Consider the following 14,596-nt stretch of genomic DNA (forward strand, 5'->3'; position numbering starts at 1 on the left):
AAAGCAAAAAATCGACATCGTTTTCTTTCAAAAACTGGATGCCCATTTTTTGCTTTTTATCTGTTCAAACTTCAGTCATTGGTCACTAAATTACTTAGTTCCAAATAACCGATCACCTGCGTCACCTAAACCTGGAACAATGTAACCATCTTCATTTAGCTTTTCATCCAAAGCTGCTGTATAAATATCAACATCAGGATGAGCTTTTTGTAAAGCTTTAACTCCCTGTGGAGCAGCTACTAAACAAACTAAACGTAAATCTTTTGCACCACGCTTCTTCAAGGCATCCATTGCCATAATTGCTGAACCACCAGTAGCTAACATTGGATCAACAACAAAAATTTGTCGTTCACTAATGTCACTTGGTAATTTCACAAAATATTCAACTGGCTTAAGTGTCTCCTCATCCCGGTACATTCCAATATGGCCAACTTTAGCTGCTGGAATTAGCTCCAACATTCCATCAACCATACCTAAACCTGCCCGAAGGATTGGCACAATAGCTACCTTTTTACCCAAAAGTGTCTTTTTGGTTGTCCAACCAATTGGCGTCTCGACTTTAACATCCTCTAATGGCATATCTCGTGAAACTTCGTAAGCCATAAGCTCAGAGATTTCATTAACAACTTCTCTAAATACTTTGGTGCCACAATTCTTATCTCTAATAATTGTTAACTTGTGCTGAATCAATGGATGGTCAAGAACTTGGAACTTACCCATAAATTACACTCTCCCTTCAATATCTTTATCAATTGTAGCTAATTTAGCACAAAAAAACTAGGGGTAATTTAATTAATTTACCTCAATTGGATGTTTTGCTGTCAATGCAAACACTTGAGTTTTAAGTTCAGCTAGTTTATCCGCGGAATTATAATTTTTTAGAGCTTCTAAAATAATTTCGGCAACTTTTTGACAATCTTCTTCATTAAATCCACGAGTTGTAATTGCGGGCGTTCCAATTCGTAAACCGCTAGTTTTAAATGGACTCCGTTTTTCATTCGGAATTGCTTCCTTATTAGCTGTAATAAAAATGGAATCTAATAAGTCTTGTACTTGTTGTCCATTTAATTCTGTCTTTGTTAAATCTAACGTCATTAAATGATTATCAGTTCCCCCAGACACAACCCGGACAAGTTGAGAACTGTTAAAAGTCGTTGCCATTGCTGTGGCATTATCCTTCACTTGTTGCATATAAGTTTTAAATTCTGGTTTTAGAGCTTCACCAAACGCCACCGCCTTAGCAGCAATCACATGTTCTAAGGGACCACCCTGCGTTGTAGGAAAAACGGCCGAGTTTATTTTTTTGGCGTATTTTTCTTGAGAAAGAATCATTCCTCCTCGTGGTCCTCGCAAAGTTTTATGCGTTGTGGTGGTGACCACATCCGCAATTCCAACCGGCGATGGGTGTAATCCAGTAGCAACCAGTCCAGCAATATGTGCCATATCAACCATTAAATAAGCGCCAACTTCATCCGCAATGTCTCTAAAAGCCTGCCAATCAATAATACGGCTGTAAGCAGACGCTCCAGCAACGATAATTTGAGGTTTTTCTTTTTGGGCAATTTCTCGAATTGCTTCATAATCTAAGCGTTCAGTTTCTGAATTAATCCCATAACTCGCAGAATGGTAGAACTTACCACTAAAACTGACCTTAGCGCCATGGGTCAAATGCCCACCAGCGTTTAGATCCATTCCCAGAATTTTATCACCGGGCTTAATAAACGCTGCATAAGCTGCTGCATTGGCTTGAGAACCAGAATGTGGTTGGACATTCGCATATTCTGCGCCGAACAATTTTTTGGCCCGATCAATTGCCAGTTGCTCAACCTGATCAATGTACTGACAGCCACCATAATACCGTTTACCTGGATAACCTTCAGCATATTTATTGGTTAAAACAGTACCTTGTGCCGCTCTTACCGCTTTAGAAACAATGTTTTCTGAAGCAATCAATTCAATGTTGTGTTGTTGCCGATTTTGTTCACCGGCGATTGCATCCCATAATTCAGGGTCTTGCTTTTGATAATCCATAAAAAACGCCTCCTACTGTTTAGGTGTTTGAAAGTATTGTTGCCCTGCCGATTTTTCCAGACGATTCATGTAAGCCTCGCCTAGACCAAGTTTATCAAATTTTTGAGCCAAAATATAGGCAACGGAACTTTCTGTATCAAAGTGGCGCAATCCCGCAAACAAATTGTGACTTGCTGATTGAACATCATCACCCAAAGAAAACCACTCACCGTTAGCCGGAATTTCGTTTTGGCTGCTTACCTGCTTGGTAGTCATCACGCCAACCGGACTTGTTTGCTCTGCTGCCCACTTCAACGCTTCGGGCCATTGCTCATCAGCCACAATCAAAACTTGGGCATTTGGTGCGTAGTGTTTATATTTCATGCCGGGTGCTTTAGGAACTTCATTTTTCCCAACTTTGTGGTGATCAGAACGAACGGTTCCAATTACAGCCTCTAATTTTTCTTTGCTCACCCCACCGGGACGTAAAACTGTGGGCACATCGCCAGACATATCCAAAACTGTCGATTCTACACCGATCTGAGTTGGCCCATCATCTAAGATTCCCGCAATTTTACCATGCAAATCATGGTAAACATGCTTGGCTTCTGTCGGACTAGGTTTGCCTGATGTATTTGCTGATGGTCCCACAATTGGCACACCTGCTTCTCGGATCAAATCAAGCGTTGTTTGGTTTCGGGGATTCCTGAAGGCTGCCGTTGTTAATCCCCCAGTGACACTTTTCGAAAGTGCTCCTGGTTTCAGTTGCAAAATAATTGTTAAAGGTCCTGGCCAAAATGTTTTCATTAATAAGCGAGTTTTTTCCGACAAGGGTTGCGCATATTTTTCCACTGTTTCGACATTTGCTACATGCACAATAAGTGGATTATCGCTTGGGCGCCCTTTGGCTATGTAAACTTGTTTAACGGCTGTTTCGTTCGTCGCATCGGCTCCCAGCCCATAGACTGTCTCAGTGGGAAACGCAATTAATTGCCCCGCCTGAATCTGTTTAGCAGCTTCTTTAATCGTATCTGCATGATATATTTCAGTTTTCATCCTGTGACTTCCCTTCATTAGCAATCATTACCCGCATCATGCGATCATGATCCGTAATATCTTTTTTAAATTCCACCTGATACTTGGTTTGGCTCTCTTTAAATAACTTTTCTAGTGCCTTTTTTTGATGATAACCAAACTCACAATATAATTTGCCACCCTTATTAAGGTGTTCACCCACTTGCTCACTTAATTGATCATAAATTGCTAATCCTTGATTTTTTGCAAATAGCGCCTGTTGTGGCTCATGCTCGACCACGCTTGGATCCATAACCGCTTTTTCAGATTCAGCAATGTACGGCGGATTAGAGACAATAATATCAAACTTCTTTGCTGCCAGATTCTGAAACAAATCGCTTTGAACCAAAGAAACCATAATTCCCTGTGAATTCACATTTTGGTTAGCCACCTGCAAGGCAGCTTCAGAAATATCCGACCCCATCACCTGCCAATTAGCTCGCTGTTTTTTCAGGGCAATGGCAATTGCTCCTGATCCAGTGCCCAAATCCAGCACTGTGTGTGGTGTGTCAGCATTGTCATTTAAAACCCACTCAACCAACTCCTCAGTTTCAAAACGCGGAATTAAAACTCGTGAATCAACAAACAGCTTATTCCCATAAAATGTAGCCTGCTGGGTAATGTACTGAACAGGAACCCCCGCTGCATATTGGTGCACATTTTTTTGATATTGCTGCCAAACTGCGTCAGTTAACTGATCTCGATAATGTAAAACCAACTGGGTATTGTTCCACTGCATCATATTTGCCAACAATAACCGGACTCCATCATTATCAATACCAGGTTGATTAATTGGTTTTATATACAAAAAAGCCCACTTAAGGGCCCCTAGATAAGTAGGATTATTCATTCCGAAGATTCTCCATTTTCTTTGCTTGATCATCCAAGATCAACGCATCAATAATTTCATCTAACTCTCCGTTCATAATCCGATCTAATTTGTTCAAACTTAACCCAATCCGATGATCAGTTACCCGGTTTTGCGGATAATTATATGTTCGAATTCGTTCGGAACGATCACCCGTTCCAACCGCACTCTTCCGTTCTGCATCATAGGCATCTTGTTCTTGGGTTTGATAGTAATCATACACACGGGCTTTTAAAATCTGCATTGCTTTAACCCGGTTTTGCTGTTGAGAACGTTCATCTTGCATTGCGACAACGATTCCCGTTGGCAAATGAGTCATCCGAACCGCAGATGATGTCTTGTTAATATGTTGACCACCAGCCCCAGAAGAACGATAAACATCCGTCCGAATATCTTTGGGATCAATTTTAATATCGACATTCTCGGCTTCAGGCATGACGCCGACCGTTGCTGTCGAGGTATGCACTCGTCCTGCTGATTCAGTTGATGGGATCCGCTGAACACGATGCGCACCATTTTCATATTTAAGCTTCGAGTAAACACTACTACCGGAAATCATTAAAACAATTTCTTTAAAGCCACCTACTTCTGTAGCGTTCTCATCTACTACTTGCACTTTCCAATTTTGCCGTTCAGCGTAACGTGAATACATATTGAAAAGGTCAGCAGCAAATAAACTTGCTTCATCCCCACCAGCAGCACCATGAATTTCCATAATGATATTTTTTTCGTCATTAGGATCCGTTGGTAACATTAAAACTTTGATCTGATCTTCTAAATCCTTTTTTTGAGCCCGTTGCGTACTAAGCTCCGATTTTACTAACTCATCCATTTCAGAATCTAGTTTTTCGCGTTGTAACTCTTCATTGTCTGAGATCTGTTTAATTACTTTTTTGTATTCCCGAAACTTAGCCACCGTTTCACGAATACTTGCTTCCTCTTTAGATAGTTCTGTAAATTTCTGTGAGTCAGAAATCACGTCTGGATCAGCTAGAAGTTCGTTTAACTCATCATAGCGATCTTCAACCGATTGCAGTTTATCAACAAAATTGTTCATTACTTACTTTCCCTCATTTCATCCAAAGGCGGATTGAAATAATGACGACGACAAACTGGATAATACGCCTCATTACCACCAATCTGAACCTGTTCACCTTCATACACTGGTTTACCATTTGCAAAACGCAAGTTCATAATAGCCTTATGCTTACAGAACCAACAAATCGTCTTCATTTCTTCGATTTTATCCGCATAAATTAACAAATATTTAGAACCTTCAAATAGTTCATTACGAAAATCATTTTTCAATCCAAAGGTCATGACCGGAATGTTCAAATCATCCACCACTTTGGCCAGTTCTAAAATGTGGTGTTTTTTTAAGAATTGCGCCTCATCAATCAATAAACAGGCCGCATTGGGATTTAACTCTAAAACCCGCTTATAAATATCCGTATCATCAAAGATGGGCTCCGCTGTTCGATGCAAACCAATCCGACTGGCAATCTCGCCAACTTTTTTACGGGTATCGATTCCGCTAGTCATTAAAACAACCGACTTATGTTGTTCCTCGTAGTTATGAGCAACTTTTAAAATTTCGATCGATTTACCGCTATTCATTGCGCCATAGTGAAAAAATAACTGTGCCAAAGTAGTCTCTCCCTTTGTATTAACTTCCTATTTAGTATAGCCGATAACCAAGAAAATTTCATCTCCAATCAAAGCCAAAATTTTAGACATCGTTACTTCATGCTTATTTCTTAGACATCTTTTTCCAGATAGCTTTCTTTTTTTGATCATTGGGCTTAAAATTAACATTTAGTATTCATGGTATTAAGCCTTTTATCAATTTTATGGAGGAGTCATATGTCACTCAAAAGTTCACTTGCAATTGCCACGGGAAAATCCGCTTATTGGTTCTTGCATAAATTTCGCAACGGTGGAAGTTCACTCCCCGGAAAACTAACTACAAAAATCGATCCTGATATTTTAAAAGTTTTAGGTAAAAACTATGATGTGATTATCATTACTGGAACCAACGGAAAAACTTTAACCACTGCGCTCACTGTCAAAGTACTCGATCAAAAATTTGGTCAAGTGTTAACTAACCCCAGCGGTTCTAATATGGAGCAAGGAATTGTAACAACTTTTTTGACCGCAAAGAAATCTAAAAACGGTCGTCAAATTGCTGTTCTAGAAGTTGATGAAGCAAATGTGATTAAGGTCACGAAATACATTAAACCCCTCGCATTTGTATTCACTAACATTTTTCGTGATCAAATGGATCGCTATGGCGAAATCTATACAACCTATCAAAAGATTCTGGATGGGGTTGCCTTAGCTCCTGACGCAACGATTATTGCTAATGGTGATGCCTCAATTTTTAATTCTAAGCAACTACCAAATCCAATTCAGTATTATGGCTTTAATAACCAGTCTGATGGCGAAAGGCTTGCGGATGTCAACACGGATGGCATTTTATGTCCTGTTTGTCAGCATATTCTTCATTATAAATTCATTGTTTACAGTAATCTTGGTAAATATTATTGTCCACACTGTGGTTTTAAACGTCCGGATCTCAATTATCAGCTAACTAGTGTTGATCAACTCACCCCTGCGACTTCAGCATTCAAAATTGATGGCAACCAGTTTGATTTGCATATTGGTGGTTTGTACAACGTCTACAACGCGTTAGCGGCTTATTCAGTTGGAAAATTCATGGGTGTTTCTGATGTGGAAATTTCAAGGGCTTTAAACGATCCTGATGAACATGTTTTTGGTCGCCAGGAACAAATTCAAGTTGGCGACAAAGAAATCACAATTGTTTTAGTGAAAAATCCCGTCGGCCTCAATCAAGTGATCGACATGGTCGGTACGGAAACCCAGCCATTTTCATTAGTAACCTTATTAAACGCAAATTACGCGGATGGTTTGGATACCAGTTGGATTTGGGATGGTGAGTTTGAAAAGCTACCCAAAATGAACATTAAACAATTTATGACTGGTGGCGAACGCTACAAAGACGTCACCTTCCGTTTAAAAGTGGCTGGCGTTCCTGACGATCAGCTATGGGCTGAACATGATTTACAGGCCGCCGTTAATAAATTCAAAGAGTTACCCACAAAACGTGTTTATGTCTTTGCAACTTACACTGCGATGATCCAATTACGCAAACAGCTGGCCGATGAAGGCTATATTAAGGAGGGACTTTAATTGAACTATTCCTTAAACGTTGCCCATTTATATGGCAACCTCTTAAATACCTATGGTGATAATGGTAACTTGCTGGCCCTTAAATATTATGCCAAACAAATGAATACCGATCTTAACATCAAAGTAATTAGTCTGGATGATGAATTCAAAGCAGACAATTTTGATTTAGTTTTCTTTGGTGGCGGTCAGGATTATGAACAACTCATTGTCTCTAAAGATATTGCTTCCAAAAAAGATGAACTGACCAAATATATCGATGATGGTGGCCCTCTATTGGCAATTTGCGGTGGTTACCAACTCCTTGGTCATTATTATATTGGTGCAAACGGTGAAAAGATTCCCGGAATTGGGGCTTTAGACCATTACACACTCAGCCAAGATAACAATCGATTTATTGGCAATATCTTAATTAAAAACAAACGTACCCATGAAGAATATCATGGTTTTGAAAATCATAATGGGATGACCTTCCTGGGAAAAGGTGAAGAGCCGCTCGGAATCGTTGAAAGTGGTCATGGTAATAATGGTCAAGATAAAACTGAAGGTGTGATCTACAAGAACGTTTATGGGTCTTACTTTCATGGCCCAATTTTAACCCGCAATGGTAGTTTGGCAAAACACCTTCTAATCACAGCTTTGGAACGTAAATATCCACAGGCTGATTTAACCCAACAAAGGGCCTTAAAAATTTCAGAAACATTTTAAAACTATAAAAAAACGGTTAGTCATGAATTCAAATTCATAACTAACCGTTTTTTTCTAAAGCTATTCTTCTCCTGGTTCACTTGCAATAATCTGTAGATCTCCAGTTAATGTCCATTCTTTAACCTGGTAAGGCAAAATAAAATGCACACCCTTTTTAATATCGTAACTCTTACCATCAACTGTAATTTTACCTTCACCCTTTAATACAGAAACTAATGTATAAGGTGCAGCTTGACGTTTGAAAGTAGCCGTTCCGTTCTTTAATAACCATTGATAAACAGAAAAATGTGGTGAAACTGGTGGTTTGACGTATGTTGTAACTTCTGCATCCCCAACCGTTGTTTTTTCAATATTTAATTTTGGATCAACATGTGGCACTGTCGTTACATCAATCGACTGCTGCAAGTGCAGTTCACGTTTTTTACCAGTTGTTTTATCAACCCGATCAAAGTCATACAACCGATAAGTCGTATCACTACTTTGCTGGGTCTCTAAAACCATAATTCCTTTTCCTAAGGCATGAATTGTTCCACTGGGTACGTAGTAGAACTCACCTGGTTTAACCGGTACACGACGGAATAATTTATTCCATTCACCATGGTTAATCCAATCAGCAAGTTCTTCGCGACTCTTTGCATTATGCCCATAGTAAAGTTCTGCCCCAGGTTCTGCAGAAATAATATACCAGCACTCGGTCTTTCCTAATTCATGCTCGTGCTTAGCAGCATATGCATCATCTGGATGAACTTGTACCGATAAATCATCATTTGCATCCAAGATTTTAGTTAGTAGCGGAAAGACATCACCTTTAGCGTTCCCAAAAGCCTCGCGATGTTGATCCCAAACCTTATCCAAAGTTAGGCCTTTGTATGGCCCGTTAGTTACCGTTGCTGGACCATGAGGATGAGCAGAAATTGCCCAACATTCACCGGTTGTATCACTAGGAATCTTATATCCAAATTCAGTAGCTAATTTCTTGCCGCCCCAAATTTTTTCATGAAATACTGGAGCTAAAAATAATGGTTCACTCAAAACTATCTCTCCTTCGTCTTTGATGACTATTTTAAAGTACTTTTTACTATTACAATAACAGTTTACCATAAAACCATAGCGCTTTCAGGAAGCGCTTGATTATTTCTAACCTTCTTGTAAAAATGCATCAATTACTTGCTGGCGGTATTTAAAATACACTTGATTGTTCGCCGTTGGATGTACACGATTAGAAAGAAAAACTAGCCCCCGTTTTTGTTGACGATCGACTACCAACATGGTGCCTGTAAAACCGCTATGCTTTAATACCCAATGTTTCTGGTCATCTTCTCCTTGAGAAAGCAATCCCCAACCAAATGAACGCACTAGTTTTGGATTAGACGTTTCATTTTTAAAAAGTCGGTCCACACTTTGTGAAGATAACACTCCCGGAACTTTTTCTGGCGCTAATAGCCAATCGATAAAGCGGGTTAAATCTCCCAATGTAGAAAAAAGCCCTGCTGATCCACAATGGGCACCCAAAATTCTTCCTTTAGGATCATGCACAACTCCTTGGATTAAGCCTGTTTGTGGAGACCATTCTGTAGGCACGCAATTCAAAGGATCTGGATGGAATCCGGTTTGTTTTAACCCCAGCGGTTGGAGGACGCGCTTGGTAATGGCTGTCTGAACAGGCTGATGACAAAAACGCTCTGCAATTAAACCTAGAAAAATATAATTAAGATCTGAATAAACTACTTTTTTGTTAAAATCTGGTCCAATTTGCAGTGTAAATAGCGCCTGCAAAAGTGCCTCTTCACTCAATTCATTACGATGCGGAATGTAGCCGGTAATCCCTGATGTGTGCGTTAATAAATGACGGACAGTAACGCGTGAATCAAAAAAGTTAGGTAAATACGTACAAACCGGTTCATCATACGCAAGGAGTCCAGTTTCTGCCAGCTGGGCAATCAAAATTTCAGTTCCCACAACTTTGGTCAATGACGCGACATCATATTGCATCCCCGCTCGTAATTTTTTTCGTTTAGGAACTACTTCGGCGCTTCCCAAGATATGTTGAATGACTTGTTCATGATCCAGAATGGCATATGAAACACCAGGAATAATTTTGTCCTGAACCATTTTTGCAATTTGGATCTCTGTATTTTTGTAGACTAACATTAATTTTTAATCTCCTCGATTTGAATAGGCACAAAAAATCCATTACTCAGTTATTGTCTCATACTCAATTATGAAACAACTTACGAATAATGGATTTTTAATTTTTAAAATTTAACTTTTAAATAACTTCATTACCAGAGAACTGACTATTATACAAATCAGCATAGAAACCATTTTGTTCCATCAAGCTATCATGATTCCCTGTTTCAACAATTTGACCGTGATTTACAACCACGATATTTTGGGCATTCCGAATTGTTGAAAGCCGATGGGCAACCACAAAGCTTGTCCGGCCCTTAAGCAACTTGTTCATAGCATGCTGAATCAAAACTTCTGTTCGCGTATCAACCGAGCTAGTCGCTTCATCTAAAATAAGAATTTTAGGATCTGCCAAGAATGCTCGCGCAATTGTCAATAATTGCCGTTGCCCTTGTGAAATGTTCGATGCAGACTCGTTAAGAACTGTATCGTAACCGTTTGGCAACTCACGAATAAAGGTATCTGCATGAGCCGCTTTGGCAGATGCAACCATATCGTCATCGGTGGCATCTTCGCGACCATACTTGATATTTTCACGAATTGTTCCCGTAAACAGCCACGTATCCTGAAGAACCATGGCAAATTCGGAACGTAACTTAGGACGACTCAAGTTGCGGGTATCTACCCCATCTAACTTGATGGAGCCGTCTTTAATATCATAAAAACGTTCGAGCAAATTAATAATTGTCGTTTTTCCAGCTCCAGTTGGTCCAACAATGGCCACCATTTCACCAGAATTTACTTTCAGATTAAAGTCCTGAATTAAAGGTGTATCTTCCACGTATCGAAAATCAACATGGTCAAACGCAACTTCTGCATCTGGATTCTTAACATCTGGAATATCGACGTGCGTTTCTTCCATTTCAGGTTCATCAATTACAGCAAAAATTCGCTCTGCTGACGCAATCGTCAACTGAATGGTATTCGTCAAATTGGCGATTTGAGTAATTGGTTGTGAAAATTGTTGCGTATATTGCAAGAAAGCCTGCACATTACCTAACGTGATTTGACCATTAGCAACTTCAATTCCACCAAAAACAGCAACAAATACATAACCCAAGTTTTTGATAAAATTCATTAATGGCATGATTAAACCGGAAACGAATTGAGCCTTCCAAGAATAATTTAAATATTTATCGTTTTCTTTCTTGAAATCTTGAATTGCTTTATCTTCATGATTAAAGCTCTTCACAACTGTATGGCCTGCATAGGTCTCTTCAATTTGATCATTTAACAATCCTAAATGTTTTTGTTGACCAGTAAAGAACTTTTGTGACTTAGGAGCCACATATGCTACCACAATTAAGCTTAATGGTAACGTTAAAACAGCAATGATTGTCAATTTCCAACTAATTGTCAGCATCATATAAAGTACACCAACAAACTGGAAAACACTGGTAACTAACTGAGTCAAACTCTGCTGCAAAGTTCCGGAAATATTATCCATATCATTGGACATCCGACTCATAATATCACCATTAGAATGGGTATCATAATAAGAAACGGGAACGCGTTGCAATTTTGCCTTAAAATCTTTACGCATTTGGTAAACTGCCCGCTGTGATACCTGGGTCATAACAGCTTGTTGCGCGAAACTGAACAGCGCAGACAATCCATATAAAATTCCAACTGTCGCTAAAATATGAACAATCTTTGTAAAGTTAATAGGTAAGGTATGAATGGCAATTCCGGCCTTCATTTGAGCCTGCCCCTTCATAACCCCTTCAAAAATTTGCGTTGTAGCTTTTCCTAAAACTTTAGGTGCATTAATTTGCAGAACAACGGAAACACCAGCCATTATTAAAACAAGTACAACCATTACCATCCAAGGAGAGAGATATCGAAGTAAGCGTCCGGTCGTTTTCCAGAAATGTTGTGGTTTTTCGATTGGCCGACCCATTCCTGCGCCATGACCACCATGACCGCCAGTTCGTTGTGGTGCTTTTTCACTATTTTTAGCCATTTGCCTGATCTCCCTTCTTAATTTGTGAGTCAATAATTTCCCGATAAGTTTCATTATTGGCCTTGAGTTCTTGATGATTACCCTGGCCCACAATCTTGCCATCATCAATCACTAAGATAAGGTCGGCATCAGCAACGGTTGCAATTCGTTGGGCAACAATGACAACCACGCTCTTTTGAATCTGACTATCTTCGCGCAGTGAGTGACGAAGTTCAGCATCCGTTTTAAAATCAAGTGCTGAGAATGAATCATCAAACACATATACTGGTGCTTGTTTTACTAACGTCCGTGCAATCGTTAAACGTTGCTTTTGACCACCGGAGAAGTTATCCCCATTTTGTTCTACCCAAGCATCTAAACCATCTTCATCTTTATGGATGAATTCTGTTGCCTGAGCAATCTCCATTGCATGCCAAATCTCGTCATCCGTTGCATCCGGATTACCGAACTGCATATTTTCCCGAACAGTGCCTTGGAATAGGACCGATTTTTGTTGTGCTAAGGAAACTTTTGCATGAACATCCTTTTGGCTCATCGTTTTAATGTCAGTACCGTTAATTAAGATTTCACCCTTTTCAGGATCAAAGAAACGAGGAATTAAGCTTACCAACGTTGATTTACCTGAACCAGTGCCACCAATAATTGCAACAGTTTGACCCGCGGTGGCCTTGAAATTAGCACCATCAATTGCTAGTTCATCCATCCCTTTATAGCGGAAATCGACATTTTTAAATTCTAGTGAAGCTGTTTTTGTTTCTTCACTAACTGAGATTGGCTGTTCTGGATCTTTGACACTGTTCTTCATTTCCAAAACTTCATTAATTCGTTTGGCAGATGCTGATGCACGAGGGATCAAAACAAATACCATTGAAAGCATCATAAAACTCATCAAAATTTGAGCAGCATATGTCATAAATGCAACCAAGTTGCCTACTTGCATCGTTTGATTAGAAATTAATTTAGCTCCGTACCAGATAATTCCCATATTTGTACCACTCATAATGAGGGTCATGATTGGTAACATAAAGGAAACAATCGTAAATACTTTGATCGCTGTATGCGTATAATCTTTATTGGCTTCTCCAAAGCGATCCTGCTCAAATTTATCACGATTAAAAGCCCGAATGACCCGCACACCTGTTAAACCTTCACGGAAAACTAAGTTAATTCGATCGATCTTCTTTTGCATCCCTTGAAAAAGAGGCACTGCAAAGTACATAATAATTCCAACAAAAAAGACAAGTACCGGAATTGCAACCAAGAAAACTGCGGTTAGTGCTGGCTGTTTGTTATAAGCCATAATCCCAGCACCAATCAACATAATTGGTGATTGCAGCATCATCCGTAAAATCATAACCATAACGTTTTGAATTTGAATGACATCATTGGTTGTTCGTGTGATTAAAGATGCATCCCCAAAATGTTCGAATTCATGATTTGATAAAAAAGAAACTTTTTTAAAAAGATCTTCACGAATTTTACTACCCATTCTCTGAGATTGAGTCGCTGCAAAGTACACATTGACTGCTGCAGCGATCATACCAAGAAGTGAGATTGCCAACATTTTATAACCGGAATTCCAAATATACGAGATATTACTTTTAGCAACCCCGTTATTAATAATATCTGAAGTGATATTTGGTAACCATAAATCACATATTACTTGAACAATTAAAAATGCGGTTCCAATACCTACTGCCCACCAGGCAAGGTATTTTCGTGATAATTTAAGCATTTAACCAAGCTCCTTTTTTGATTTTAGTGCCCCATTTGCGATCCAATCTAAGGTCGTTGCAAATTCTGCCTTAGCATTAGCGATCGTTTCGGGTGAGTCTTCTTTTTGAGAACGAAAATAATGACCAATTGTATGCGCAAACACAGTGAAAAGTAATTGCTGTAAATTTTTTAACTCTTCATCATTTTCAATCCGCAATTTGGTTCGGTCAACAGATGTAGCAATTTTGTCTTCGATCGCCAACACCGCTTTAAAAAAGGGATGTTTGTGGTGATTTTTCCCAAAGTGCTTAGAGTTTTGACCATGCTGAAAATCATTTGTGCCAACATTTTTAAAAATATCGGCATTCGGTCCTTCAGTAATTTCTTCCACCGCAAAATTAAAGAAAAGCGTCATCGCTGCAAACAAGTCCCCATGTGTTTTCTTTAACATGTCAAAAAAATGTTGTTCAATATCCGTAACTATGTTTCCCAAAAAATAGTAATAAAGATCTTCTTTGTTTTCAAAGTACTGATAGAAGCTCCCCCGCGGAATCTCCGCATCTTTGACAATTGCACTGACTGATACATCCTCAAGCGGTGCTCGTGAAAATTCATGTTGTGCAGCTTGCATCAATCGAGCTTTTTTCTCCTCGTTTAGATTGAAATACGTTGCTTTTGGCATCTTTTCCTCCTCAAAATGACACACTGTCATAATTGATGATTATACGCTTAATCCATGCTTTTGCAATACAAAATTGTAGACTTTTTTTCTCATATTTTCAGTTAACAATCTTCTAAATTATTTATCAACAATCAAATTAAAAAACGCCGCTAAATACTTTAGCAGCGTTTTTTTAAAA

General features: G+C 39.1%; 13 protein-coding genes. 2 read left to right on the forward strand and 11 right to left on the reverse strand.

Translation table 11 applies throughout. The features are described from left to right. Positions 1–90: 90 nt before the first annotated feature. From upp to ADU73_RS03150, 6 genes are all read right to left on the reverse strand, one after another. Positions 91–720, reverse strand: a complete 630-nt coding sequence (upp, locus tag ADU73_RS03125; protein ID WP_062913172.1) for a uracil phosphoribosyltransferase — start codon at positions 718–720, stop codon at positions 91–93. A 72-nt stretch (positions 721–792) separates the two neighbouring features. Continuing rightward, on the reverse strand, positions 793–2,031 hold the full coding sequence (glyA, locus tag ADU73_RS03130) for a serine hydroxymethyltransferase (RefSeq protein ID WP_046872234.1): 1,239 nt from the start codon (positions 2,029–2,031) through the stop codon (positions 793–795). 12 nt (positions 2,032–2,043) lie between these two features. After that, a complete protein-coding gene (locus tag ADU73_RS03135; protein ID WP_062913173.1) occupies positions 2,044–3,066 on the reverse strand; it encodes an L-threonylcarbamoyladenylate synthase in 1,023 nt (340 codons plus the stop codon). Continuing rightward, a complete protein-coding gene (gene prmC / locus ADU73_RS03140) occupies positions 3,056–3,934 on the reverse strand; it encodes a peptide chain release factor N(5)-glutamine methyltransferase (RefSeq protein ID WP_046872232.1) in 879 nt (292 codons plus the stop codon). Before prmC ends, ADU73_RS03135 begins: the two co-directional genes overlap by 11 nt. Then, the gene (gene prfA, locus ADU73_RS03145; protein WP_046872231.1) at positions 3,927–5,009 is read right to left on the reverse strand and encodes a peptide chain release factor 1; all 1,083 of its coding nucleotides are present in this window, start codon (positions 5,007–5,009) and stop codon (positions 3,927–3,929) included. The genes prmC and prfA overlap by 8 nt, the downstream gene beginning before the upstream one ends. Then, positions 5,009–5,599: a thymidine kinase gene (locus ADU73_RS03150; RefSeq protein WP_046872230.1), complete on the reverse strand. Its 591-nt coding sequence runs from the start codon at positions 5,597–5,599 to the stop codon at positions 5,009–5,011. Before ADU73_RS03150 ends, prfA begins: the two co-directional genes overlap by 1 nt. A gap of 216 nt (positions 5,600–5,815) precedes the next feature. Here ADU73_RS03150 and ADU73_RS03155 point away from each other — a divergent pair, with 216 nt between their 5' ends. Together ADU73_RS03155 and ADU73_RS03160 are read left to right on the forward strand one after the other, a co-directional pair. Then, on the forward strand, positions 5,816–7,162 hold the full coding sequence (locus ADU73_RS03155; protein ID WP_046872229.1) for a Mur ligase family protein: 1,347 nt from the start codon (positions 5,816–5,818) through the stop codon (positions 7,160–7,162). Further along, entirely contained in the window at positions 7,163–7,867 is a 705-nt protein-coding gene (locus ADU73_RS03160) for a type 1 glutamine amidotransferase (RefSeq protein WP_046872228.1), read from the forward strand. It begins immediately after the preceding gene. 60 nt (positions 7,868–7,927) lie between these two features. Here ADU73_RS03160 and manA read toward each other — a convergent pair whose 3' ends face one another. The 5 genes from manA to ADU73_RS03185 form a co-directional block, all read right to left on the reverse strand. Next, complete coding sequence (gene manA / locus ADU73_RS03165; RefSeq protein WP_046872227.1) at positions 7,928–8,899, reverse strand: mannose-6-phosphate isomerase, class I; 972 nt, start codon at positions 8,897–8,899, stop codon at positions 7,928–7,930. A gap of 105 nt (positions 8,900–9,004) precedes the next feature. Next, positions 9,005–10,018 (reverse strand): serine hydrolase domain-containing protein, encoded by a 1,014-nt coding sequence (locus ADU73_RS03170; RefSeq protein WP_046872226.1) that lies wholly within the window; start codon positions 10,016–10,018, stop codon positions 9,005–9,007. 118 nt (positions 10,019–10,136) lie between these two features. Further along, a complete protein-coding gene (locus ADU73_RS03175; RefSeq protein ID WP_046872225.1) occupies positions 10,137–12,020 on the reverse strand; it encodes an ABC transporter ATP-binding protein in 1,884 nt (627 codons plus the stop codon). Beyond that, positions 12,013–13,755 (reverse strand): ABC transporter ATP-binding protein, encoded by a 1,743-nt coding sequence (locus tag ADU73_RS03180; protein WP_062903792.1) that lies wholly within the window; start codon positions 13,753–13,755, stop codon positions 12,013–12,015. The genes ADU73_RS03175 and ADU73_RS03180 overlap by 8 nt, the downstream gene beginning before the upstream one ends. After that, positions 13,756–14,418, reverse strand: a complete 663-nt coding sequence (locus tag ADU73_RS03185) for a TetR/AcrR family transcriptional regulator (protein ID WP_046870796.1) — start codon at positions 14,416–14,418, stop codon at positions 13,756–13,758. It abuts the gene before it with no gap. Positions 14,419–14,596 lie beyond the last annotated feature (178 nt).

The organism is Pediococcus damnosus, from assembly GCF_001611155.1.
Taxonomy (GTDB): domain Bacteria; phylum Bacillota; class Bacilli; order Lactobacillales; family Lactobacillaceae; genus Pediococcus; species Pediococcus damnosus.